General features: G+C 57.6%; 22 protein-coding genes. 5 read left to right on the forward strand and 17 right to left on the reverse strand.

Annotated elements, in window-relative coordinates; genetic code table 11:
• Nucleotides 1-93: 93 nt before the first annotated feature.
• The 8 genes from ACI5FR_RS04035 to ACI5FR_RS04070 all read right to left on the reverse strand — a co-directional run bounded on the left by ACI5FR_RS04035 (nucleotide 94) and on the right by ACI5FR_RS04070 (nucleotide 11,697).
• Nucleotides 94-912 carry an HAD family hydrolase gene (locus tag ACI5FR_RS04035; RefSeq protein ID WP_405450597.1) on the reverse strand — a complete coding sequence of 273 codons (819 nt, stop codon included), beginning with the start codon at nucleotides 910-912 and terminating at the stop codon, nucleotides 94-96.
• Nucleotides 913-1,004: 92 nt separating this feature from the next.
• Nucleotides 1,005-2,708, reverse strand: coding sequence for a response regulator (locus tag ACI5FR_RS04040; protein WP_405450600.1), 1,704 nt, complete (start codon nucleotides 2,706-2,708; stop codon nucleotides 1,005-1,007).
• Complete coding sequence (locus tag ACI5FR_RS04045; protein ID WP_405450603.1) at nucleotides 2,686-4,422, reverse strand: sensor histidine kinase; 1,737 nt, start codon at nucleotides 4,420-4,422, stop codon at nucleotides 2,686-2,688. The genes ACI5FR_RS04040 and ACI5FR_RS04045 overlap by 23 nt, the downstream gene beginning before the upstream one ends.
• A gap of 192 nt (nucleotides 4,423-4,614) precedes the next feature.
• The gene (locus ACI5FR_RS04050) at nucleotides 4,615-7,245 is read right to left on the reverse strand and encodes a hypothetical protein (RefSeq protein WP_405450605.1); all 2,631 of its coding nucleotides are present in this window, start codon (nucleotides 7,243-7,245) and stop codon (nucleotides 4,615-4,617) included.
• A 31-nt stretch (nucleotides 7,246-7,276) separates the two neighbouring features.
• Complete coding sequence (locus tag ACI5FR_RS04055) at nucleotides 7,277-8,455, reverse strand: ABC transporter permease (RefSeq protein WP_405450608.1); 1,179 nt, start codon at nucleotides 8,453-8,455, stop codon at nucleotides 7,277-7,279.
• Nucleotides 8,452-9,174 carry an ABC transporter ATP-binding protein gene (locus tag ACI5FR_RS04060; RefSeq protein WP_405450611.1) on the reverse strand — a complete coding sequence of 241 codons (723 nt, stop codon included), beginning with the start codon at nucleotides 9,172-9,174 and terminating at the stop codon, nucleotides 8,452-8,454. Before ACI5FR_RS04060 ends, ACI5FR_RS04055 begins: the two co-directional genes overlap by 4 nt.
• A 21-nt stretch (nucleotides 9,175-9,195) precedes the next feature.
• Complete coding sequence (locus ACI5FR_RS04065) at nucleotides 9,196-11,013, reverse strand: efflux RND transporter periplasmic adaptor subunit (RefSeq protein ID WP_405450614.1); 1,818 nt, start codon at nucleotides 11,011-11,013, stop codon at nucleotides 9,196-9,198.
• Nucleotides 11,014-11,028: 15 nt separating this feature from the next.
• Nucleotides 11,029-11,697, reverse strand: coding sequence for a hypothetical protein (locus ACI5FR_RS04070; protein ID WP_405450617.1), 669 nt, complete (start codon nucleotides 11,695-11,697; stop codon nucleotides 11,029-11,031).
• A gap of 285 nt (nucleotides 11,698-11,982) precedes the next feature.
• Here ACI5FR_RS04070 and ACI5FR_RS04075 point away from each other — a divergent pair, with 285 nt between their 5' ends.
• A complete protein-coding gene (locus ACI5FR_RS04075; RefSeq protein ID WP_405450620.1) occupies nucleotides 11,983-12,882 on the forward strand; it encodes a metallophosphoesterase family protein in 900 nt (299 codons plus the stop codon).
• Between the two features lie 51 nt (nucleotides 12,883-12,933).
• On the opposite strand, the gene ACI5FR_RS04080 is transcribed toward ACI5FR_RS04075, so the two are convergent.
• From ACI5FR_RS04080 to ACI5FR_RS04090, 3 genes are read right to left on the reverse strand one after another with little or no spacing between them, the layout of a single operon-like run.
• Nucleotides 12,934-14,412 carry an ATP-binding protein gene (locus ACI5FR_RS04080; protein WP_405450623.1) on the reverse strand — a complete coding sequence of 493 codons (1,479 nt, stop codon included), beginning with the start codon at nucleotides 14,410-14,412 and terminating at the stop codon, nucleotides 12,934-12,936.
• On the reverse strand, nucleotides 14,405-15,142 hold the full coding sequence (locus ACI5FR_RS04085) for a response regulator transcription factor (RefSeq protein WP_405450625.1): 738 nt from the start codon (nucleotides 15,140-15,142) through the stop codon (nucleotides 14,405-14,407). Before ACI5FR_RS04085 ends, ACI5FR_RS04080 begins: the two co-directional genes overlap by 8 nt.
• Complete coding sequence (locus tag ACI5FR_RS04090) at nucleotides 15,139-15,678, reverse strand: DUF309 domain-containing protein (protein ID WP_405450627.1); 540 nt, start codon at nucleotides 15,676-15,678, stop codon at nucleotides 15,139-15,141. Before ACI5FR_RS04090 ends, ACI5FR_RS04085 begins: the two co-directional genes overlap by 4 nt.
• A gap of 156 nt (nucleotides 15,679-15,834) precedes the next feature.
• Here ACI5FR_RS04090 and ACI5FR_RS04095 point away from each other — a divergent pair, with 156 nt between their 5' ends.
• From ACI5FR_RS04095 to chrA, 4 genes are all read left to right on the forward strand, one after another.
• Nucleotides 15,835-16,269, forward strand: a complete 435-nt coding sequence (locus tag ACI5FR_RS04095; RefSeq protein ID WP_405450630.1) for a hypothetical protein — start codon at nucleotides 15,835-15,837, stop codon at nucleotides 16,267-16,269.
• Nucleotides 16,266-16,547, forward strand: coding sequence for a DUF2653 family protein (locus ACI5FR_RS04100; RefSeq protein WP_405450633.1), 282 nt, complete (start codon nucleotides 16,266-16,268; stop codon nucleotides 16,545-16,547). The genes ACI5FR_RS04095 and ACI5FR_RS04100 overlap by 4 nt, the downstream gene beginning before the upstream one ends.
• A gap of 134 nt (nucleotides 16,548-16,681) precedes the next feature.
• Nucleotides 16,682-18,583: a glycosyl hydrolase family 18 protein gene (locus ACI5FR_RS04105; RefSeq protein WP_405450636.1), complete on the forward strand. Its 1,902-nt coding sequence runs from the start codon at nucleotides 16,682-16,684 to the stop codon at nucleotides 18,581-18,583.
• Nucleotides 18,584-18,603: 20 nt separating this feature from the next.
• On the forward strand, nucleotides 18,604-19,842 hold the full coding sequence (chrA, locus tag ACI5FR_RS04110) for a chromate efflux transporter (RefSeq protein WP_405450639.1): 1,239 nt from the start codon (nucleotides 18,604-18,606) through the stop codon (nucleotides 19,840-19,842).
• 104 nt (nucleotides 19,843-19,946) lie between these two features.
• On the opposite strand, the gene ACI5FR_RS04115 is transcribed toward chrA, so the two are convergent.
• From ACI5FR_RS04115 to ACI5FR_RS04140, 6 genes are all read right to left on the reverse strand, one after another.
• Nucleotides 19,947-22,028, reverse strand: a complete 2,082-nt coding sequence (locus ACI5FR_RS04115; RefSeq protein ID WP_405450641.1) for a thioredoxin domain-containing protein — start codon at nucleotides 22,026-22,028, stop codon at nucleotides 19,947-19,949.
• A gap of 79 nt (nucleotides 22,029-22,107) precedes the next feature.
• Complete coding sequence (locus ACI5FR_RS04120; RefSeq protein WP_405450643.1) at nucleotides 22,108-22,416, reverse strand: hypothetical protein; 309 nt, start codon at nucleotides 22,414-22,416, stop codon at nucleotides 22,108-22,110.
• Nucleotides 22,416-22,802: a DUF488 domain-containing protein gene (locus ACI5FR_RS04125; RefSeq protein ID WP_405450644.1), complete on the reverse strand. Its 387-nt coding sequence runs from the start codon at nucleotides 22,800-22,802 to the stop codon at nucleotides 22,416-22,418. The genes ACI5FR_RS04120 and ACI5FR_RS04125 overlap by 1 nt, the downstream gene beginning before the upstream one ends.
• Nucleotides 22,802-23,296, reverse strand: a complete 495-nt coding sequence (locus ACI5FR_RS04130) for a class I SAM-dependent methyltransferase (RefSeq protein WP_405450647.1) — start codon at nucleotides 23,294-23,296, stop codon at nucleotides 22,802-22,804. The genes ACI5FR_RS04125 and ACI5FR_RS04130 overlap by 1 nt, the downstream gene beginning before the upstream one ends.
• A gap of 193 nt (nucleotides 23,297-23,489) precedes the next feature.
• Complete coding sequence (locus ACI5FR_RS04135) at nucleotides 23,490-23,990, reverse strand: ferritin-like domain-containing protein (RefSeq protein ID WP_405450648.1); 501 nt, start codon at nucleotides 23,988-23,990, stop codon at nucleotides 23,490-23,492.
• A 130-nt stretch (nucleotides 23,991-24,120) separates the two neighbouring features.
• Nucleotides 24,121-24,696 carry a dihydrofolate reductase family protein gene (locus tag ACI5FR_RS04140; protein ID WP_405450651.1) on the reverse strand — a complete coding sequence of 192 codons (576 nt, stop codon included), beginning with the start codon at nucleotides 24,694-24,696 and terminating at the stop codon, nucleotides 24,121-24,123.
• Nucleotides 24,697-24,771 lie beyond the last annotated feature (75 nt).

The raw sequence follows: 24,771 nt of genomic DNA on the forward strand, positions 1-24,771 counted from the left end.
ACTGCTTTGCAAGCGCTCGAGCCTTACATATTCATCATAGCCGGCCGCCGACAGCGCTTACAATGACAAACCGTTGACATGGTGTCGTTTCGTTTACACGAGCGGGGCCGAGTCCCAGGACCAGCCCTCGGCTCGTGCGAGCAGGCAGAACGCTTCGATCACCCCTGGGCCGAAAGACCGCGTCCCGACTGCGCCGCCCATGCTGCGCACCCGCTCCTTCACCTCGGGGTGCGCGTTGCCGGGACAGATGGCATACTTCACTCGCTTCGGGTCCATCATTGCCAGATCGGGCAGCTCGTCTCCCGCCACGATCAGCTCCGCAGGGGATAGGCGCTCCAGCCGGGCGAGTTCATCGACGATCGACGCCTTGGTCAGGAAGGCGGGATGAGCGTGGAACCGCTTCTCCTCAGGCAGCAGCCGGATGTTCAAGTCCGGATGGGCACCGTAGGCTTCCTTCACGTACCGGAACAGCGGCTCCACCTGATCTTCTACCGGCGTGAAGGCGAACCAGACCCCGCCATTGAACGCAATGAACGCCGCGTCGAAGCGGGCGCAAATATCACGGATGAACGGTCGGAAGCTGGCCTCCTGCGCCGCCCGCAGCCGATCGTGCATCGCGCTCGTATAGGGCTCCACCGCTTCGAGCCGATCTCCCTGCAGCCGGCACAGGTCCAATCCGACACCGCCCGAGATGTAGGCAGGCAGACTGCTTAGTTCGCTGCCGAGAACCAGGTCGACCTGTGGACCCGAGTCCCAAGCCGTATTTGTAACCCAGCGGCAGCCGTGCCGGTCGAGCCGCTCCAGGAAGCGGGAGAACGGATCGGGCAGCCGGGAGTATGGCCGGAATCCGCCAAGTGCGGTTCCGTCCAAATCGGTAATCAATAGCTTCGGAAACGGACTTTCCATGGTCATTAGAGAAGCTCTCCCCTCGTCAGGCTTTTCGGGGGCTGCCGACCGGCAGCCCTATCTCCGTATTGTACAGGGAGGTCGGGCTCCGTCGTATGCTAATCGCTTGACATGCTTGCGTTTCCTTGACCGTACAGCCGGAGCGAATCGCGATACTCCTGAGGGGAGACTCCTTTCATTTTGCGGAAGAACGCGGTGAAATAGGAGGGAGATTCGAAGCCAAGCCGGGAGGCGATCTCATGAATGAACAGCTTGGGGTTGGCCAGCATGTCAACCGCCGCCTCGGCCTTGGCTGCATAGATGTAGTCGAACAGGTTGCGGCCCGTCCGCTGCTTGTAATACCGGGACAAGTAGGACGGATTGAAGTAGACGGATTCGGCAATCCGGACGAGCGAGAGATCCCCGCCCAAGTGGTTGTGAACATACTCGTGAATCCGCTCGATCAGCAGATGCTCGCGCGGATCGTCGGCCCCTGCAGGGCGGTTACCAAGCTCGCTCGCGAGCGCGATGAATGTCCGCTCCGCCGCCGCCCAATCGAGCGGAATGCCGGAGAGCGAGAGCAGCATCAGGGTCGAATCGCCTCGACGCTCCTCGAACGCAGCGCTCGACCGAAATTTCGTTAAGAATACGGTGAAAAGCGCCACGTACAGATCGGCCCCATGCAACGGGTCGTGCGACAGTTCCCGCTTCACCGTGCCGAGCAGCTCACGGACTAGCGCCTCGCCTGCGTCAGGGGCCGCTTCCTCCAGCTGTTTCTCCAACAACTTGAGCCGCTGCTGAAAGGCGTGCTTGGCACCGGCGCTCCTCTCTCGTTCCCGCTTCCACCATGGATCCGGCATGCCGAGATCGTAGATGCGCATCGCGTCGCCTTCCGGGAAGGCGACTTGCAGCAACGGCTTAAACCGCTCGAATTCGGTCGCCAGCTCGCTCCACGAAACCGCCGGTCTTGAGAGAACGAAGATCGGCTGCAGGGCGTGCAGCTGGGCACAAGCGGACTGCACCGGCTCCAGAAGGCTTTTGACATAGTTGGCCAATTCCTTCTCGTTCAGCTCCAGCTGCAACCGTTCTTCGGATGGGGCTGGGTCCGGCTGAAGCAGCCATACCAGCGTAGTCGTATCATATTCGAAGCATTCTTGCTTCAACCAAGCGGGAATTGCCGACTGCATCAAATCCCGGATAATACTTAACGCCATTAAACGTTCTCCATGCTTGAGGCGCTCCGCTCCGTTCGTCACTTTTCCAACCACTATCAACAGGCCCCGCTCCCGGTCCAAGCGAATTAGAGGCTCATGGCCCCAGCCCGCCGTCTCGAGCTCGTCCAAGGGTACCCCGGCCAGTACGGCGGACAGCACGCTGTTGCGCAGGAGCGGAGCTGCCATTTCCCGGACTCGTACCGCCTCCTCCATGCGCTCCCGCACGCAGGCCGCTTCCTCCAGTCTGCGGATCGAATCCCGCACGGCGTCTAGCACGACGGCATCGTCTTCGGTTTTGAGCAAATAATGGTCCACGTTCTTCTCGATCGCCGTATGGGCATAGTCGAACTCGCTGTAACCAGTCAAAAACAAAAACCGGCAGTACGGCCAATAAAATTGTATGTCGTCGATCATCTCCAGACCGGACATGCCTGGCATACGGATGTCGCTCAGAACTAGATCGACCTTCGTCCGCTTCGCGAGTCGGAGTGCTTCCGAGGCCGAATACGCTTTGCACACGTCGAGCTCAGCGTCCTGGTAAGACTCGAACAGTTGTACCAGTCCCTCCACGATGGCCGGCTCATCGTCAACGATCAACATTCTGTACATGGTTGCCCTCCTCGGTATGCATGATGACCAGTTCCGCTTTCAGCCCGCCATACCGGCTGCGCGACGCGAACACCCCGCTCGCCTCTCCGAAGTGCAGCCGCAGCCGCCGACATACGTTTAAGATGCCGGTCGTCTCTCCCGAATGGACGGTGTCGGCCAGCTGCCGCCGCAGCTCCTGAAGCCGCTCGTCGGTCATCGACTCACCATCGTCCTCCACAGCTATACGCAGCTCCCGTTCAGCCGCCGTTATCGTGATGTACAGCACCCCGCCCTGCTCCTGGGATTCGAACGCATGCTCGAAGGCATTCTCCACGATCGGCTGAATGATCAGCTTGGGGACGGGCAGTGCCTTGAACCGGTCGGGCAAGCCGACCGCCTCCACGCGCATCCGGTTCGAGAACCGCACCCGCTGGATATCGCAGTAATCCATCGCATGCCGGTATTCCAGCTGCAGGGGGACCAGGCCCGTCCCGCTTCGCGTGATGAACTGATAGTAGCTGCCCAGCTTCTGGGCCAGGAACGACACGTTGTCTAGATCGCCCGTCTTGCTCAGCCGGTAGATGTTGTAGAACCCGTTGTACAGAAAATGCGGGTTGATCTGCGATTGCAGTTGCTTCAGCTCCGCTTGACGAAGCGCCAGCTTTTGTTCGTAATTCTGCTGAATCGACCGGTCGAGCTTGGCCACCATCACTTCGAAGCTGCGGTACAAGTATAGGAACTCGTTGTCCCGCTTCGTCTGAATTGCTAGGTGCAGATTGTCGGTTTCCACCAGCTCGAATGATCGGATCAGTTTGTTCAGCGGACGGTGAATCATCCAATTCACGGAAAAGGCAAACAGCAGGATCACCCCGACCGAGACGATCGACAGAGCTACGAGGCCGAGCAGGAACAACTTGAGCGGTCCGGTCACTTCGTCCTGGTCGTAATAGGCGCCGAGCGTCCAGCCGAGAGAGGAAATGCGTTTCGTGATGACCTGATAGCGCGTATTCCCCACTTGGATCACACCCGATTTCGGCTCCATTCCGAATAAAGCGGTTACAACCTGCTCGTCCATACGGGGTGAGATGCGTTGCGGAGGCTTGGCATCGTCCATAAGCAGCGTTCCGCTGCGACGCTCGTTCTGAATCGGCAGGTACAAGGTCGCCTCCAGCTTTGTCTTGGACAACTCTATGTAGGAGACGATCGCCCCCCGGTTCATCGCTTCGATGAAGAACAGACGACCGTCCGACGCATACATCGAGATATGGGGCTGCTGCGCCAGAAGTTGCTCGATCAATGGCCAATCCGTTCGCTCCGGCTGCGTCACCCCGTCGCGGGTGGAGATGACCCGCCCGAACGACTTCACGTAGACACCGGCGTTCAGGACATATTCCGACGAATTCTGAATCGTGGTCAGCCGTTCGGCCACCTGACCCGCCAGCCGTACTTGCTCGTATGGGTCGAGCGTAGTCGACAGGAAGCTGAGCCGCTGCAGGTCAGAATTGCTCCCGAATTGCAGCTGCTGGTTACGGATGAATGCCATCTGTCCGTCCAGCTGTTCGGCATAAAAGTTCACGTTCGAATCGATGGAAGTGGCGAATTGATGCCGGATGTACCTCAGCCCGACCGTATTGATCCACAAGCTCACCAAGTATACCGGAATGATTAGCAACGTGAATACGATGACGACCCTTTGATATACATGCAGCTTGCTCCAAAGTCTCGTTCCTGCCATTGCGTTCCCGCCCCTGCCTTCGTCCATCCGTGTCGTTCCCCTTATCGTAGCCGGATTGAGCTTGCGTGTGCCACCGCGATTTGTTGACATCGTTCCGGTTTATTGTCTTAACAATTCCACAGGGCGACACTTAATCCTCCACTAAAAGAAAAACCCTGGCCTCTCGGCCAGGGCAAGTTTCAGCATTCCGGATTACTGCGATTGCTTCGACATCAGGGACGTGCCGAGCAGTCGGAGCGCCCCTTCGAATTTCTCGTAAATGTACACCCGCGGGAACGACAGATGCACGATGTCATTCCCCGTCACGTCCACAACCAGATTGACGTCGCCGTTCGAGAGAGAGCCGGCGCCTTCGAACGGAAGGTCCCAAGCTTTCATCAGCGTGTCGTTCAAGTCCCGCAACTCGATCACAAGGCTGCGGTTTTTGTTCCCTCCGATGGTAGGTGCCGTCTTGGCCATGTTGTACTTGAGGTCCAGCTCATAACGGTTTATGTTCGCGGCGCTCGGCAGCTTGAACGCCAGCACATCCGTGAACTGGACGGTATACGGATACAGGTCCACCGTGCCCAGATTGTATGACACGTTGTCGTCAAGGTTTTGAACCGTCGACGAGGACATATACGTGCCGAGGTGGGCGACCGGTACATCAAGCGTACCAGGCAAGTTGGCCAGACTGTAGCGATGCACGCTCGTCATGGCGGTGTCGTCCAGCTTCTGGCCGAACACGAGCGTGTACCCGCTCCAGTCGTTCGAGACCGTATCCGGCAGCGTCACCCAGAGCGTGCTCAGCGCGGCGCAGCCGTTGCAGAGCCGGCCGGTCTCCTCGGTGACCTTCGTCGTCCAGATCAAACCGTCCGGACCTTCGAAGTAGCCGGTGTAGGGCACGATGCTCCCTACCCGCTTCTCTTTGCCAGTCTGCAGAAGGCGCACGGCCAACATCTTCTGCGTGCCCAGAGTGAACACGCGGGCATCTACGATTTTTCCGTCGGATTGACGGCCTTGGTCGGTAATGCTCCATGCCGTCTCCTTCTGAATCGACGGGATGCCGTCATCGCTCTTGAGCGAGAACGAGATGCGGGCCCATTCCTGGGAAGGGGTCACGGTCGTATTCGCCGCCGCGTTCGTCGTGTTCGTCGTGCCCGACGCTCCGCTCGTGGTGCCGCTGTTGCCGGTTGTCCCATTCCCGTTCCCCGAGTTCGAGTTCGTCTGCAGCGTACCTTCGCCCAAGAAGATGATGCCTTCTTCCGCTTCCAGCGAGTAAGGAATTTTGCTGTACAAATAAACGGTCGTGCTCTCCGATGGATTGAGGTAGGAGGACGTTTGCAAGCGGATCGCCTTCCCTTTCACCTCGAAGTCGCCGAGCGCGATTCCGCCGTACAGGGCCGGCAGCGTTGCGATCGTGCTCGATTCGTTGCGGACCGAGATCTCGCTCAAGATAACGTCATCGCTCTCAAGCGTGAGCCGCTGCGTCCGCTTCAATTCTATTGCGAGCGGTCCCGCAGACGTATTGACGCGGAACACGGTACCCGCCCCAGGTGTGGACAAAGGAGATGCGCCGCTCAAGTTGACGTGCAAGATGGGCTGAACGACCGTCGTGTTGGCCGTCGTCCCGGCTTTTTTCTCCGACAGGACGAAATTCACGTCCGCAATGTCCACACCGGCCGGCAGCGTCGCCGTGAACAGGAACGTCTGACTGTCCTTCGGCGAAATATAGGCGGAGGCCGAGGCCGGATCCACCGACGCGACGGACAGCCCGCTGGAATTCAGCTGGAATGCGCCCGTCAGCTTTGGCGCATTGACGACCGACTTGCCGTTGTTCGTCAGTTTGATCGTCGTCTCTACGGCAACGCCGTCGCTTAGCGGCGCATAGCTCGTACTTACGATCGTTAGGTCCAGGCCGTTCGGATTGGCCGCCGGGTACTCCCGAGTCTGGCCGGCGACGGCAGGCGTCGGATCCGAGATGGACAAGGTCCCGATCAGATTGGATGTCGTAGTCTGCTTGTTGATGAACTGCACCGAGAATGGATCTTCCGTGAACGTTCCGCCGACCGGCGCTTGCAGCGTTATCTTGACCGGCTGGTGCGGGAGCAGCGTATCGACACCGGCCATGGCGGTCGCCGATACGGTGAGTCCGTGTGCATCGACGAGCTGATACGTAAGCGCGGCCGGCAGCTTGAACCCGGTCGAACCCAGATTCTCGACGCGCAGGTCGACATACATCGTCCAGGCGCCGTCCTTGACCACCTTCGTCCCGCCGATCGGTTGGAAGGAGACGGAAGCGTCGTCCGGCAGCGCGGTGTCCACCTCGTCCATGTTGAGAATAACCGCTTGCTTCGTCACAGGTTGATCGGCTGCGGCGACCGCGATCGACAGCGAGCCGATGTCGCGCATGTAGTCCGCTTCTTTCGCATCCCAGGCGAACAGGACGACGGACAGATCGTCCACCTTAAGTCCGGCGGCAATGTTGCTGGAATACTTGAACGGCTGCGTCTTGTGCGGCTGGACGCGGGCCGTCGTCTTCTCGCTCAGTTGAGCGGAGTAGCTGTTGCCTGCGGTGTCGGACACTCGAACGCCGTAAGCGTTGAAATCGATGGACGCCTCGCTGTCGTTAGCCAGATTGACCGTGAATCGAAGTGTCTGCGAGTCGGTTGCGGCCGACAGCATGACGTCCTGCAGGGAGAAATGGACCGTATCGCTCAGGTAGACGGCTTCCTTAGCCGCTTGGGCCGGGACGGACCATAGGGGGGCGAGGACTAGGCTGAGCAAGGCAAGCAGGACCGCTAGCGTATAAGGGCGACGTCGGGTGCGGTGATAAGTACGCATGGTTCGACCTCCTATGTGTCTGAAATATCGTTTAGTCAAATCGCAAAGCATCGATCGGCCTCAGCTTGGACGCTTTGTTCGCCGGATACAGCCCGAAGACGATGCCGACCAGCGCGGAGAACAGGAATGCATAAATACTGATGTCTACGGAAATCAAGGTCGGCTGATCGGGATTGAAGGCAGGCCATGCGAGCGCCAGACCGATACCGAACAGGAGGCCGATCAGTCCTCCGATGCCGCTGATCACCCCGGCCTCGACGAGGAATTGGAACAGAATGTTCCTTCGCTTCGCCCCGATCGACTTGCGGATCCCGATCTCCCTCGTCCGTTCGCTCACCGTCACGAGCATAATGTTCATAATCCCGATCCCGCCGACGAGGAGCGAGATGCAGGCAACGCTGACCAGCTGTTTCGTCAGCGTATTGCTCGTCGCGGTCCGCGCCTTCAGCAGCTCATCCTGGTTCACGAGCTGGAATCCGGTATCGCTCTTGAACTTGTACGTCAAATATTGCTTCATCGTATCCTGCGCCACGTAGATGTCGTCCTTCGTCGGCGCTTCGATATAGGTCGTGCGGATCGTGCCGAGCTTGAATTGGCGCCTTGCCGTCTCGAGCGGCACCATAATCATGCTGTCGATGGAAGTGCCGCTCACGTTTTGCCCTTTTTCCTTCAACCGGCCGACGACCGTGAAGACGATCCCGTCAATATTGATCTGCTCGCCCACCGGATCGAGGAAGCCGAAAAACTTCTTCGACACTTCGCTGCCGAGTACGGCGACATTCGCTCTTAACTCGAGGTCCGCTTCGGACAGAAACCGCCCCGTATCGATCTGCGCCTTCACCACAGCGGCGTACCGGTCGTTCGTGCCGATCATCGTGTACTTCTCCTGAGTTCGGTCAAACTTGACGTTCGAGTTCGGCTTCAGGATCGTAGGCGCGATCGTATCGATCTCCGGCAGCCCCTCCAGCTTCATCAGCTCGTTGTAGTCGAGCTGGGTGGCCCGGCCGTTGCCGTTCACATTCACCACGAGCATATTCGTGCCCAGGTTCTCGTACTGCTTGGCAATCTCGGCGGAGGTGCCGCGTCCGATGGCGACGAGCGTCACGACCGAGGCAACGCCGATAATGACGCCCAGCATCGTGAGGATGGTGCGCAGCGGATTGGAGAGCACCGTGCGCATCGCCATCCCGATCAGTTCGCCTAGCCTCATGCGTGCACCGCCTCTTGGACATCCTTCGCGACGCCGGGGTCGCGGCGATGATCGCTAATGATGCTGCCGTCCCGCAGCGCCACGACTCGCTTCGCATGGTCGGCGATGTGATGATCGTGCGTGATAAGGACGATCGTGTTGCCTTCCTCATTCAAACGCAGCACGAGCTCCAGCACCTCTTCCCCCGTCTTCGAGTCGAGCGCGCCCGTCGGCTCGTCGGCGAGAATGAGCGACGGCGAGATGGCGAGCGCGCGCGCGATCGCGACGCGCTGCTGCTGCCCGCCGGACAGCTCGCTCGGCTTGTGATGCCCGCGCGACCCCATCCCGAGCTGCTCCAGCATGAGCTGGGCGCGCTCCCGCCGCTCGCGCTTGCTGAAGCCGGCGTAGATCATCGGCAGCTCGACATTCTCGAGCGCGTTCAGCCGGGGCAGCAGATTGAACTGCTGGAAGATGAAGCCGATCTTCTGATTGCGCAGCTGCGCGAGCTGGTTATCCGACATTTTCTCAGTGGCTACGCCGTCCAATGTATACGTGCCGGAAGTGGGAGCATCCAAGAGGCCGATCGTATTCATGAGGGTCGATTTGCCCGAGCCGCTCGGTCCGATGATGGCGACGAACTCGCCTTTGGCCACATTCAAGCTAAGTCCCTTCAGCACGTGAAGCTCTTCGCCGCCGCGATGGTATACTTTCGTTATGTTCTGGATCTGGATCATATCCATGGCTGCTCCTCCTTCCCTACCTTACCTGCCCGCGCCGCCTCCAGCGTTGCCGCCTCCTCCGCCGCCGTTCACCCGCTGAGCACCGCCGCCGGCATTGCCGCCGCCTGCGTTGCCGCCTCCAGCGTTGCCTCCAACGTTGCCGCCCCCGCCGCCAGCCCCACCGCCGCCTTGCTGGAACTGTTGCCGCAGCTGGTTGATCTGCTCTTGCGTCAGGGCACCGCCCTGGCCTGCAGCCCCGCCTGCGCCTTGCTGGAACTGCTGGCGGAGCTTATCGATCTCCTGCTGGCTCATATCCGACGTTTTCTTAGGCAGCGGGATCAGAACCTTGTCGCCTTCCTTCAAGCCTTCCGTCACTTCGACTTCCGTCTTGCTGCGAATGCCGATCCGGATCTCCTGCTCGACTACGCTGCCGTCCGGCTTCTTCAGGGAGACGAGCCGCTTGCCCTGCTGCTGCTGGAGCGCTTCGTTCGGGATCGTGATGATGCCTTTCTTGTCCTGGATCAAAATTTCGCCGGTAGCGGTCATGCCGTATTTCAACTGGGCTGCGTTCTTCACCGTTAAGACCACGTCATAGAACGTAACGCCGTTCGTCGTCGTACCTACGGTCGACACTTGGCTGACTTCCCCTTCGAAGGCGCGGTTCGGGATCGAATCTACCTTGACCTCCGCCTTCATCCCGGCCCGGATGTTAGGCAGATCGAGCTCATCGACCTGAATCGGCAGCTGCATCGTATTCATGCTGGCGACCGCGCCGAGCTGGGCATTCGCCGCGATCTTGGACCCGGGTACATAGCTCGCGAGTACGTTCGCCTTCTTGTTCACGAAGTCGGTGGAGAACACCCCGTCGAACGGAGCCGTCACCTTCAGCGCCTTCACACGCTCGACCAGGTCGTCCACCGAAATTTTCTGGAGGTCGATGGCCGACTGCTTGGCGGCAATATCGTCCTTGAGCGTATCGTTCGTGATCTTGGCGATGATGTCTCCCGTGTATACGTAAGAGCCGGTTTTGAAATTCAGCGTATTGATCGTTCCGGGCACATTGGCGAGTACGGAAACGACTTTGCTGTAACGGAGGGTGCCGGAATCCTTTGAATCCACCTTGCGGCCGTTCAAGGTCACGCTGCCCTTCGCCTTCATGTTCGCTTCCATCGTCGCATCATTCTGGATCGAGATCTCGACGTCGATCATCTTGCCGCCCTTGCCGTCGCCGCGCGGATCTTTGCCGATCGACACGATCGAGCCGGGCTTCGTCAGCATGAACCCGTCGATGGACAGGTCCACGTCCGTGCCGGGCTGGAACTGCACCGCATCCTCCAAGGCGAACGGAATCGTTACCAGCAGCACCGAATTGTCGGAGATCGTGCCGATCAGCGAATTTTTCGTCAGTGTTGCGCCGACTTCCATTTTGTCCGCCAGCGTGAACTTGCCGTTGATCGCCGCGCGGGTCGTGAGCGCCTCCATCTGTGCGTTCAGGTCGCTCAGATCCCGCTGCAGCTGGGACAGCGTCGTCTGGGCCCGCGACAAGTTGTTCTCCAGCGTCGGATTGCTGATCTCGAACAGCAGCTCGCCGGTTTTCACTTCCTTGTTGCGGGTCAGATTCATCGTCTTGATCGTGCCATCCGTCGGCGCGATGATGTTCTGTGAGTCTTTCGGCTCCAGCTGGGATGTGCCGGATACCGAGAAGCGGATATCGCTTTTCTTCGCTTCCACCACAACTTCTTTTTTCGCTTCCTCGGCGCTGCTCTTGTCGCCTTGGGCGAAGTAATAGTAAGCAGACCCGCCGCCTATCACGAGAACGGCCAAACTCCAGATTAACGTTTTGCTGCGTAACCAGCGCATCCTGCTACCTCCTAATTAAGAATTGAAGCTTGCGGCGTCCAGCTTGCTCTGGAGCAGCTCGACCAGCTGCTGCTCCACGTTCTTGTCCCGGTCCAAATCCCACGGAGGCGGTTCCCCGACCCGTGTCGGACGCGGCTCCTGGCCGGCCCCATCCCCATTCCCATGCACTTCTAGGTTCCTTCGCTCCTCGAGCTCCCTCGCGATCGCGGCCCGCTGCTCCTCGGTGAGCGGCGGTCCGGGCGGCGGTCCGGGACTGCGCGACATGGCGGCGGCTCGCCTCTTCATACGTGCGCTAACATCCTCGTAGTAGCTTTGCTGCCTGGCGTCCAGAGCGGCGAGCAGAAGCTTGCGGTCCGCCTGGGACAGCTCGCCGTGCGCGATGGTCGCATTCACGACCGGCAATATTCGCTCCGCCTGCTGCCGCGAGATTTGCAGCTCCACCCGCTTGTCCATCTCAAGCAGCGAGATGAACACAATGACGAGCTGCCGCTCGGACGTGCTCTGCAGCGGCTCCGCCGACGAGGCGCCCCGCACGGTACCGCTCACGTCGCCGGGCATAGCTCCCGGCTCCCCGGGATCGCCTCGGACCCGATCCTTCTGGGCGCAGCCGAGCAGCATACCTGTCAGGAGCGATCCGGCGAGCACGGTGGAACATATACGGTTGAACCGCTCTCTACTCCTCACCTTGCCTCTCCCCCAATCCCAGTCGCATGAAGGATCGATTGGCCGCTTGCGAATTGTGCAAATGCCTTCGGCACCAGAATAGGGCAAAATCTTGATGAAAGCGTGTGCGAATTGTAAAAAAAGTGTGAAAATGCGACATCACCCATGACTTCGGTCGGTACATGGGCAATGCGCAATCTCAGCTTGCAAAAAATAAGCGGAACCCGAGAAACGGATGACTTGACTCCAGGCATTGGATGCCCTATCATCGGTGGTAATTTTTACATGGGAAGGGGAATCATAACCATGAACATCCATAACGATGAAACCAACTCCATCTTTGAGACGACCATCTCCGTACCGGGATTGAAACAGGCCATCAAGATTCTGCAAATCTCGGACAGTCATCTATGCGAATTAAACGAAGCGGACGAGGACTTGATCCGTACACACATGGAATTGGATATATTCCGAGTAAAGGCAAACGTGCGGAATTCCGCTAGGATGTTCGGTTCGACCCTGAAGGCCGCTGAGGTCCGCCAGGCGGATAGCGTTGTTCTCACAGGCGATATCATGTCCTTCCCGTCGTCGGCGAATTTCGAGCTTGTCGGGACCGAATTGGAGAAATTGACCGTGCCTTATCTGTATGCGCTAGGCAATCACGACTGGCAATTTATGCACCTTGAAGACTGGAACGATGATATCCGTGCGCGGTGTTACCCCAAGTTCCATCGGTACACACAAGGCAACCCCGCATTTCAAAACTTGGTCCTGCATGGTGTCAATTTGATCTCCCTAGATAATAGCAACTACCAGATCACGGAAGAGCAATTGTCCTTCTTCCAAGCTCAAGTGGAACGAAATTTGCCGGCGTTGTTGTTTATCCACATTCCCCTCTATATTCCTTCACTCGCACCCGATGTGTATCATCGATGGAAGGCTCCCATCATGCTGCACTCGGAAGGGTGGACTCCGGAACGAATGTCGGCTTGGAAAATCAGAGAGGCTGACCGGGCGACAAAGGAATTTCATCGGCTGGTAACGCAAGGGAAGTCGGACAATTTGATCGGCATTTTTTGCGGCCATGTGCATTTCCATCATAGAGATATGTACCGGAAAGACCGATACCAGTACGTCGCTCACCCCGGCTATGACGGAGGATACCGGTGGATTCATTTGACACCCGATGTGCAAAAAAAATCCTGACCGGCTGGGCCGAATCAGGATGGATCTCGCGTATGTATGGTTGCGTCGTGTTCAAACCGCCGGATCGTGAGGCTGCGCCGGCTCCAGACCGCTGGTCATCGTATAGAGCGGGAAGCTGAGACGGAATTGCGTCCCGACGCCCAGCTCGGATTCGACCTCGATATGCCCCCGCATCCCGCTCACGAGGTGCTTCACGATCGTCAGACCGAGCCCCGTCCCGTCAGTACGCTCCCCACGCGATCGATCGGCCTTGAAGAACCGGTCCCAGATGCGCTGCATCTCGTCGTCCGACATCCCGATACCGGTATCCCGGAGGGTGAACATGAACTGATTCGCGTCGGCATCCAGCTCCACGGTGATCTCCCCTCCGGCCGGCGTGAACTGGATCGCGTTGTACAGCAAGTTTTGCACGATCTGCGCGTACCGGTCCGGATCGAGCAAACAGACGATCGGCGGGTTGCCGGGATGCGGCAAGCGGACATGCACGCGGAGTTTCTTGCTCTGGAACGAGGGGAGCAGCCAGTCGAGCACCTCCTCCGTCTTCGCCAGCACATGGATCGGCTCCGGGTGGAACACGTCGGTCCCGTTCTGGATGCGGGCCAGATCGAGCAGATCGCTCACGAGCCGCTGCAGCCGCTGGACCTCGTAATCGCATATTTTCAAATAATGCGGATACTTGCCGGCCGGGATGACGCCGTCGTTCATGGCGGCAATGAACCCGCGCAGCGTAGTGAGCGGAGACCGCAGTTCGTGGGAGACGTTCGCCAGGAAATCTTTGCGCGAATCCTCCCACATCTCGAGCTGATCGACCATCATGTTGAAGCTGCTCGCCAACTGGCCGATCTCGTCGTTCGATACGATCGGAACGCGCTTGCTGAAATCTCCCTCTGCGATCGCCACGGCGGTTGAATTCATCTGCTGCAGAGGTCGGGCGAGCTTCCGCGACAAGGTGAACAGGATTAGACCGACGGCGAGCAGCGAGAACATCAGCGGGACGACAATGTTCCAGCGCACCGCACGCACCGCTTCGCTAATATCATCGGCCGGGGTGAGCAGGAACATGACGCTGTCTCGGTCATTCAGCATGATCGGCGTATAGTAAATCAGCACGTGCTCCGATGTCGAATCCCCATGCGGAATGAGTGCCGTCGAATAACCCGATTTGTTGCGCAGCGCTTCCAGGAACAGCGAATCCATGTTTTTCGGGATAACCAGGCCTTCCCGCTCGAAAGAGCTGTAGAGGACGGTTCCCCTCTGATCGACCAGCCACACCTGGCCGTTGAAGCTCCGTCCCAGAATGCGGATGCCGAGCCTCAGCTCGCGGATGGACATGACCCCTTCCTGCAGCGGGGTCAGCAGCTTGTTCACCTCGCCCGCCCGCTCGAGCAGCAGCGCTTTCTTTTCCTTATAAAACAAATCCGAGAAGTAAAAGTTCCAAAAGACGGCCAGCGCCACGAAAAACAAGACGCATGTGGCAAGAAACGACAAAAACAGCTTCAAATAAAGACTGCGCCGCAGACGCTTAAGCATGCCCGTTCACCTCAAACGCGTAGCCGACGCCCCAGAGCGTCTCGATGCTCCACCCTGGATGGGTGCCCAGTTTTTTGCGCAGATTCTTCACATGCGCATCCACCGTCCGCGTCCCTCCATGGAAATCGAACTTCCATACATGCATGAGCAAATCTTCGCGCGAGAAGACGCGATTCGGATTCAATACGAGGAAATAAAGCAGCTCGATCTCCTTCGGAGTCAATTCGATCCGCTGGCCGCCGACCGTCACCTTATAGCTGTGCAGATCGACGGCGAGCCCGCCCACATCGAGCGACTTCGGCTTCGCGAGCGGTTCGCCCGCTCCCCGCTGAGCGGCGCCCGTACGCCGGAGCACCGCCTTGATCCGCGCGACCAGCTCGTTCGGGTCGAACGGCTTGACGATATAATCGTCGACCCCGAGGTTGAAGCCCCGCAGCTTGTCCATCGGTTCGCCCTTGGCGGTCAGGAAAATGATCGGCACTTGGCCCGAAGGGCCGTCCATGCCGCGTATGCGCTGGCACAGCTCGAAGCCGGACCCGTCGGGCAGCATAACATCTAGCAGGAGAAGCGCCGGTGTAACAGAGCCGTTCAAATAAGCGATCGCTTCCGTACAGCTGTGCATGATGCGGACCTCATAGTTCGCGTGCTCCAGGTAGAGACGGATCACTTCCGTAATATTCGGTTCATCGTCCACTACGACGATCGTGGGAGCATTCGTCCACGCGGTCAACGATCGTCTCCCCTTTGCCGCCGTCTCCGTTCCGCTTCCGTCCGTCTGGCCTCGATGACGTCTGTGCGATCGCGCCGTGTGTGTCTATGTATGAGCTCCGGGTCTTCGAGTCTGCTCGGCGCCTCCCATGTCATCCCCAGCCGGTCGCACAGTCCGATGCATTGATGCAGAAGGCCGGCATCCGAGATCGGCAAGTTCATGTCCCGAAACTCGGCTGGAGTACCCGACTCGACCTCATATAGACGAGTTTGCACTCGGCGTATCGTTTCGTCCGCATCCAAGCCTAACTCGGCCAGCGCCTCCCGTCTTAGATTGCCCAGCGACGCCTGCAGCATTTTCACCGCCCCGCTGCGATTGCCCCTGCGCTCATGATACAACCCGACCGCGATCTGGATCAGTCCGACCCAAGTGCGGCTATAGCCGTCCGCCGGCTTGGATTTCCAATATTCCTCCAGCAGCTCGTGACATTCAAACCAATCCCGATCCCCATGAAAATGGGCCAAATACAGGAGATAAGCTTCCGGATACGTTCTCACCGTTGCACCTCAATCCAGTCTCAACTCTGCCTCTATAGTAGTATAGCACGGCCGCCTAAAAATCTTTTAAAAATTTGAAACCACGCCCGAGTATAGCCGTAGTAGTATATTGGAACAAATATAAAGTAACTAACCTTACAGGAGGGTATCCAACCCATGAAGAAATTAATGCTGATTCTGATGGCTTGTATGGTGGTCGTCTCTTTCAGCGCAGCCAACACCGCTGACGCTGCTCCTAAGCGCGGCAGCTCGTACAAAGCTCCTAGCAAGTCTTATACGCCTACTTCGCCTGCGAAGGATAGCGGCGTGACGAAGACCGACCCTGCGAAGACCGGTACGAATGCGGGCACTACGACGACGAAGCCCGGCTTTTTCGGCGGCGGCGGCGGATTCATGAAAGGCATGATGCTTGGCGGTCTCGCCGGTTTGATGTTCGGCGGATTGTTCGGCGGCATGGGCATGTTCGGGAACATTCTCGGTTTCCTCGTGAATGCGCTAGCCATCGTGGTTCTGATTATGATCGTAGCCCGAATTTTCGCCTACTTCCGGGATCGGAAGCACACTCCGCCTAAGAAGAGGTTCCAAGAATGAGACTGAGCGAACAGGAGCTCGTGAATGCGATCTGCCTGTCCGTCGCGGAACGCAAGCAGATCAGTCCGTCCCAAGTGAACGTCGAGCTGATGTGGGACGAAGATCTCGGCTATTCCGCAGAAGTTCATGCGGAAGGTCGGAGTCAAATTCTAATCGAGGCGAACATGCTGGAGGCGATCGAGCGCTACGTGCTCAAGCAGTATGACCGGCGCATCTATCGCAGCCAGATCCAACTCGACATCGAAGATGAGATGTACGCCGACATTCTCGAAGCTTAACTTGATCCGATATACACGAGGGCACTCCCACCGGGAGTGCCCTTTGTTGCAAGATGTAACAATTTCCATGAAACTATTTCTCTTTCCTAGCGTCAATAGAATCGTAGACGTGCTAGAAGAAAGAGGAGTGATCCATGAAGAAGCGCAAGATTCTACTCAGCGTGGCGTTGTCGCTCGCCCTGTTCGCCCCATCCGTCGTCTCCGCAGCCGACCTGACGAGCAAGTACCGCGTGTATCAGAACGATGTGGCCCTAACGGAGTTCCCTACCGTGCAGCAAGCGATCCAATATGCGCAATGGTACAACCACAGCTACGTCGAGGAGATCGGCACCCGCCGCTGGGTTTGGAACAATTTTCCCCGCTATCGAATCTATCAGAATGACATCACCTTGCCGAATTGGGAGTTCTCCAACCTGAACGACGCGATCGCCGAAGCGAAGCGCTGGGGCTATGTGAGCATCCGCGATCTTCAGAGCGGCGGTTGGGTATGGAACAACTACCCACGGTACAAGCTAGTTCAGGACGAGATCGCGCCGGACAATTGGGAATTCGTCACCTTGCAAGAGGCGATCAATGTCTCTAAGTATTACACCAATGTCCATGTCATCGACATGACGAATAACCGTTGGATCTGGGACAACATTACCCCGGAGGAGAAGATGAACCGGCGCGCCGGAACCCCGCAATACCAAGTCGTGCAAGGCACGTATTCCGCCCCGGAGTGGAAATTCGCCTATCTGGAGGATGCGCTGGCCGAGTCGCTCAATTGGGCCGGTTCCCGCGTGGAACGGATCGACACCAAGGCGACGGTGTACAAAAACGCGAAGCCGTATGAAGTATACCAAGACAACAACTTTGTTCAATCGTTCGTCAGCATGGAGGAAGCGATCGCGTTCTCGCAATGGTATCTACATATCCGGATCAAGTGGAACGGTCGTGAAATCTGGAATAATTTCCCTTTCTATCGCGTTTATCAAGGCAACACCTTCGTCAGCGAGCATAACACTTTGGGCGATGCGTTGTACTACGCAACCCACTATTCCAACGCCTCGGTCCGCTTGTATGACGGCACCTCCGTGTGGAACAATTATCGGAAGCTGCTCTTCTGGGCCTGGAACGGCTCCTCCGCGATGGATACGATTCAAAAGCAGGTGCAGAACACGGTCGGTCTCGATGTCGATTCCCCCACGTGGTTCCAGCTCGATGACGCGGAAGGCAACCTGAAGGACTCCTCCAGCCTAGAAACGTCCAATTGGCTCAAAGCCCGAGGTTATGAGGTTCACCCACTCGTGAGCAACCAGTTCGACTCGGCGCTGACGTCGCAATTCCTCAGCAATACCGCCGCTCAGCAGCGATTCGTCGGTGCGCTCGTCGCCCGCTCCGTCCAGCTGGGCGTGAAAGGCATCAATGTCGACTTCGAGAACGTCGTCGGCAAAGACCGAGCCGCGTTCACGTCCTTTATCGCCATGCTCTCGAGCGCGGCCCATGCGAGCGGCCTTACTGTGTCGATCGACCTGCCACGAGGCAGCGTGAAATGGAATCACCTGTCCGCCTTCGATCACGCGAAGCTGGCCACGCTGGTAGATTACGTCATCACGATGACCTACGACCAATACTATTCCGGCAGCCAATCCCCCGGCTCCGTCTCGGGCCTGCAATGGGCCGAGGAAGGCGTTCAGGAGTTCCTCGGCTACGGCATCCCGCGCGATAAGCTGCTACTGGGCATCCCTTATTATGTGCGGGAATGGAAGATGGATGCGAGCGGAGCGATGGTCAGCAACCGGGCGATCTACATGAAGGAAGTGCCGGCGCTGATTGCCTCCAAGAAAGCGACGACCACGTGGGACAGCCAATTCTCGCAATACCGCGTCGAGTATTCGGAAGACGGTTACCGCTACGTGCTCTGGCTGGAGAATGAGGATACGATTAAGGCACGTCTTGCGATAGCGAAGAAATACGACCTGGCCGGCGTCGCTTCCTGGCGGTTGGGCTATGAAAGCGCTGATCTGTGGAAAACGATGCTGCAGCTCAAATAACGGGACGGGAGTTCGAAGCCATGAATCGCAGCCGTCTAGGTTTATTAACCGAGCTGTTCTGGGTGTCTCTCAAGCTCGGCCTGACTTCCTTCGGCGGACCGGCCGCCCATCTCGGATACTTCCGCGATGTATATGTGCGACGTCGCCGATGGCTGGATGAACGAGACTATGCGGAGCTCGTCGCCCTGTGCCAGCTGCTGCCGGGCCCGGCGAGCAGTCAAGTCGGGATCGGCATCGGCACGATGCGGGCCGGGTTGTGGGGCGGCGCCGTCGCCTGGCTCGGCTTCACGCTGCCGTCGGCGGTCGCGCTCACCCTGTTCGCGCTCGTACTCCAGAGCGGCTCCTTAAGCACGAGCGGCGCGGGCTGGATCCACGGCCTGAAGCTCGTCGCCGTGGCGGTCGTGGCCCATGCCGTGCTGGGGATGGGCCTCAAGCTGGCGGCCGGCCGCTTGCGCGCGACGGTCGCCGTCGCCGCGGCCGCCGTCAGCGTCCTCTGGGCAACGCCGTACACGCAGGTGCTGCTGCTCGTCGTTGCAGCGCTGGGCGGGCTCTGGTATTCCCGGCTGATGCCGGCAGGCGGCAGTGACGCCCATGTGGGCTCAGGGGGAAATCCCGTGGCCGACACCGGCTTGAAGGCCGGGCCGTTCGGCTCCTATAGCTACAGTCGAACGACGGCATTGGCAGCGCTCGGCTTGTTCTTCGTACTGCTGCTCGGCCTCCCTCTGCTGCGATCGGCGTTTCCTTCAGAAGGGATCGCCCTCTTCGACAGCTTCTACCGGGCCGGCTCACTCGTCTTCGGAGGAGGGCATGTCGTGCTGCCGCTCCTCGAGGACGAGGTCGTCCGTGGCGGATGGATGAACCACGAGCAATTCTTAGCCGGCTACGGCGCGGTTCAGGCGGTGCCGGGCCCTCTGTTCACCTTCTCCGCCTACCTTGGCGCGATCGCGGGCGGTGTATCTGGAGCCTTAATCGCTACCGTGGCGATATTTCTCCCGGCGTATTTGCTCGTTATCGGGACCCTCCCGTTCTGGAAGCGGCTGCAGTCCACCCGCTCCATGCAAGGCGCGCTTACTCTTGTGAATGCGGCGGTGGTCGGCCTGCTGCTCGCAGCGCTGTACGATCCGATCTGGACCTCCAGCGTGCAGGCTCCGAAGGACTTCGCGATTGCGTCGCTCTTATTCGTCGCTATCGCGTATTGGCAAGTGCCCTCGTGGATTCTTGTACTCGCCGGCGCGGCGGTCGGAGCCATTTGGCTGTAACGAAATCCGCACATAAAACAGCCCGAAACTTGTGACCCCCACAAGATTCGGGCTGCTTTTGCATACACGGTCGCTGATAGACCACTCTAAGCTCAGGCTACCGCCTACTGCAGCAGCTCCTCCAATTCCTCCAGATCCGCGACCGGAGACTGACAGGCGAAGTTCTCGCACACATAGGCGGTGGCGCGTCCGCCTAACGGGAGCTTGTCCTGCACCAACGGGATCGCCGCCCGCGTGGCGTCCCCCTCCGGGCCGCTCGGCGCTAGAATGACGAGCGCATTGGGCACGTAGCGGCTCCGCACCGCGGCCAGCATCGCCTCCGTGTCCGGCGCGCCGGCCTTGCCCGCGATGACGATCTCGGCCGGCGAGCCGAGCGCGAAGTCCACGGCCGCGAGGAACATCGCGTGCCCGGCCGGGTAGCGCGTCACCGTGCCGGTGAAGGCGCGCAGCTGCGCCTCGGCCTTCTGCGCGAGCTCTGCGTCGTACGTATAGCGAGCGAGCCGCTGCAGATTGAGCGCGGCGACCGAGTTGCCCGACGGCAGCGCCCCGTCGTAGATTTCCTTCATCCGCGTCAGCAGCTGCTCGCCGTCGGAGCCGTAGAAGAACAGCCCGCCCTTCTCCTCGTCCCAGAATAGCCGCAGCATGTCTTGCGTTAATTCCTTCGCAACGAGCAGCAGTTGTGCGTCGAAGGACGACTCATACAACTCAATGAGCCCCCAAACGAAGAAGGCGTAATCGTCGACATAGGCGAGATAAGCCGCCTCGCCGTCCCGGTACCGGGCCAGCAATCGGCCGTCTTCCGGACGCCGCAGCTTCGTCAGGATGAAATCGGCCGCACGGCGTGCCGCTCGCACGTACTCCGGGTTCCCCGTAACCTTCCCGGCCTTGGCCAGGGCGGCGATCATGAGCCCGTTCCAGGACGTTAGAATTTTGTCGTCCTTGTGCGGGTGGACGCGCCGTTCGCGGTGCGCGAATAGCGCTTGCCGGCCGCGTTCGATCTCGGCTCGCAGCTCCTCCTCCGAGACGCCCTTCAGCCTCGCGAGCCGTTCCGGCGTCATCTCGATCAGGTTCGGAATGCTCTTCCCTTCGAAGTTGCCCGCGACCGTGATGTCGTACAAGTCGCAGAAGCGATCTGCGGCGTCCGGACCGAGACTCTCGAGAACCTCGAGCACCTCGTCCTCGCTCCATACATAAAACTTGCCCTCGTGCCCTTCCGAATCCGCATCCTCCGCCGAATAGAATCCTCCCTCGGGGTCGGTCATGTCCCGAAGGATGTACGTCAAGAGCTGGTTCAAGACGTCCGAGTAAAGGGAATTGCCCGTAACCTGATACGCCTCAGCGTAAGCGATTGTGAGCAAGGCATTGTCGTACAGCATCTTCTCGAAATGCGGCACAAGCCAACGCTGGTCGGTCGAATAGCGGGCGAAGCCGAAGCCGATGTGGTCGTACATGCCGCCGCGATACATCGCGGTGAGCGTCTTCTCGACCATCGCTAGCGCTTGGGCTTCACCCGTCTTTTTGTAGAAGCGCAGCAGGAACGACAGGTTATGCGCCGTCGGGAACTTCGGCGCGCTGCCGAAGCCGCCGTAATTCTCGTCGAACATTTGCACGAAATGCTCGTACGCCTGGTGCAGCAAGGCGTCGGTCGGCTCGCCCTCGGCGTTCGTCTCCATGCGGCGGCGCGTCTCCTCGGCCATCTCCTCGCCGATGGACTCGACCCGCTCCCGGTCCTCCCGCCACTTGCCGGCGATTTGAGGGAGCAGATCGGTCATGCCGTAACGGCCGAATTTGCGGTTCTTGGGGAAGTATGTACCGGCGAAGAAAGGCTTCTTGTCCGGCGTCATGATCACGGTAAGCGGCCAGCCGCCCTGGCCGGTCATCGCCTGGCACACCTGCATGTACAGGTGATCCACATCCGGCCGCTCCTCCCGGTCCACCTTGATCGAGACGTAGTCGCGGTTCAACAGCTCCGCCACTTCCTCATCCTCGAACGACTCGCGTTCCATCACATGGCACCAATGGCAAGTCGAGTAGCCGATAGATAGAAAGATAAGCTTGTTCTCAGCCCTCGCCTTTTCGAACGCTTCATCCGCCCAAGGGAACCAATCAACCGGGTTGTAGGCATGCTGCAGCAAATAAGGCGACTTTTCCTTGGCTAATCTATTGGTATTGCTATTCGTTGTCATGGGACACCACCTCCCTGGTCCAGGCCTGTCGAATGAGGACGGCCAAGTCATCACTGCCGGATTCCCCTTCTGTTCTAACTTACACATGACGCATCCGCTTTCCAGTACCTTCCAACAGGTTCATCGGGTCATCTAAATGGTTTCCGAAGTAAAACCCCAACCTCACGTAGTTCCTTTGTGGTGAGACGTAACAGATCCACGTACCCGGCGATTCAGGCAATTTGTAATTGATTGCGTCATGATACAGAAATTCATATGCACCTGGCATACAGGCCTTGGTGACCGATCGTAATTTCTCCACCATTTCCCTAATCTGCGTCGGGAGGCTCTCCATGTACTTCTCCATGTTTCGTGCTTCTTCTGTAACGGGTACCGGTACCGCGTCCATCACAAGACCTCCCCAAGCGGATTTTTGGCGTTTAGTTGATCAAGGTACTCCTTTAGGATGACGGCATGATTATACTGTTTATCTTTGGCCGCATATAACAGCGTGATTGTATCCCGCTCTGCCCACTTTCTGAGTTTCAGCAAAAAGGGCTGAACGGAATCCGCGTCTAACTCCGCGATATACAGAGCTTTAAAAGCTTCAAATCTTTCCGGAACATGTCCGAAAAATTGGCGCAATGGATGGCTAGGTGCAATTTCCTTCATCCAGACTGTTAATCGAGCCTCCTCCTTTGTTACACCCCTGGGCCAAATTCGGTCCACAAGGATCCGTTTTCCATCGGACTGCTCTACTCCTTCATAGATTCTTTTTAGTTGAATATGACTCATCATGAATCCTCTCGCTCTCCAATGATGCATAAGACCGGGATAGGCATTTGATTGCCAATGAGGATGGATTTTACGGAAAACCCTGCATGAAGAAGATTTTGTTTAGTCCCTTCTGCAATAGGATCGAGCTTCCCTGGAGCAGGGGGTTGGTTGAACAAATAAACGGCGCCTCCCGGCAGCAACCGCTCTTTGAGGATGGCCAACTCGCGTGCTGCATTCATCCAGAACAAGTTCACGTTTTGAGCAAATATTTTGTTGAATCGATGGGGTCCCAAGTCCGCTTCATGAAGCGGCGCTGCGATAAAGCGTGCTTTTCCTTCCGAGATCAATGGAGCATTTTGGGTTTTCGCAGTATTTATCATTTTTTCGGATTGATCAATGGCGAGAATCGTCCCGTCCGTTAACTTGCTGCAAATGAGAGAAACGGCGACTCCGTGTCCGCATCCAATTTCAAGCAAGCGGTCGGAAGGGTGAACCTCCAACGTCTCCACCATCCATAGGATTCTTTCTCGAATACGTTTTATGCGAATAAACCTCCAATCGGTTATCAGAGTTATTGTTGTCTAAAGTGTACCATACCATCGCCGGATGAGCATGTCCTGAGCCTCCCGGTGCGCGTCAATTCCATAAAAAAAGCAAAAAAGCAGCCCTGCCAACAGGACTGCTTACTGGATCGATACGATATGATTACTTTTCCATCATTCTTCTTAAATCTAGATTCAAAATATAGTTGTACTTGGTTGCATGCTTCAGTTCATCCGTTATGATTTCAAACACCATATCTCTGTAAAAGCGGTTTGGCATACCCGCACGTATGTCCCGGTAACGCTCAACTGCCCCGAGCTCTCCGAATAAAGCTCTCCTAATCCCCTCCATGTATGTGGTTGGTTTTTCGAACTCTACAACGGTAGGCGCCGTTATGGTTTGACCGGTTAAATCGTGATAAATCCTGTGAAACATTTGATTGTGTTTTCGTTCATCATCTCGGATGCTCTGAATAATCTCCTTCTCTTCTTCGGACGGCGCCACGGAAAGCAAATAATCGTAAAACAATTCGTCCTCTCTCTCGCCTGAGACAGCCTGCTTAATGAGACTAAGTGCGTCCTGCAGCGATTTGTAAGACTGCGGTTCATGCCTGGTATGGCCGTAATAATAAGGATTGTACCAGCCATTATTAACGTAATTCAATGGTGCTCCCCTCCGTTTGAATGCATTCAAAACAACTTATTTCGGAGTGGGCCTGCTGGTACCAAGTCCATTGAAATTGCATTTCATTAAGAAAACCCATGCCAGGTTGACATGGATTCGATCATGGACCTTATTGGCTCAGCTCGTAATGCAGCACGACGTTCCCGGACTTAAACGCTCTCGTCTCGATCAAGTTAAGGCCTAACTGTTTCACATCTTGGAATAGCGGTTTCCCTAGGCCTGCAACGACCGGCGTAACGATAAAAATAAACTCGTCTATCAACCCTTCATTAGCCAGCTGCTGTACGATGGTGCCGCTTCCCATGACGAGAATATCGGATCCGGTCTCCCCTTTTAATTGGCGGACTACTTCCACAAGATGGCCATCGTACAATTTCGTGTTCGCCCAACTCGATTCCTTCAGCTTAGTCGAAAAGACGATTTTCGTCATTTGCGTTAACTCTTCCGCGACCGCCCTGAGCGGAGCCGGGGCATTGGGATCGCTTAACAACGGCACCCAGCTGCGTTCGAACCCCAAGTATGTGATGGCTCCCAAAATTAATGTATCCATGCGACCGCCGCTTGCATGCACAGCTTGGTCCACCTCGGGATCGTGCACAAACCAGTCCATTCCGAATGTGGCCTCATTCAGACTTGCAAAATACCCATCCAACGACACTCGGTTCAACATTTTGATTTTTCTCATCTTCGTTCACTCCTACGTTTCGGGATAGTTCGATTGTACTCGGAAGTCCTCCGCTACAATTGTATAATCCCGTCC

The organism is Paenibacillus sp. HJGM_3, assembly GCF_045062745.1.
GTDB lineage: Bacteria > Bacillota > Bacilli > Paenibacillales > NBRC-103111 > Paenibacillus_AA.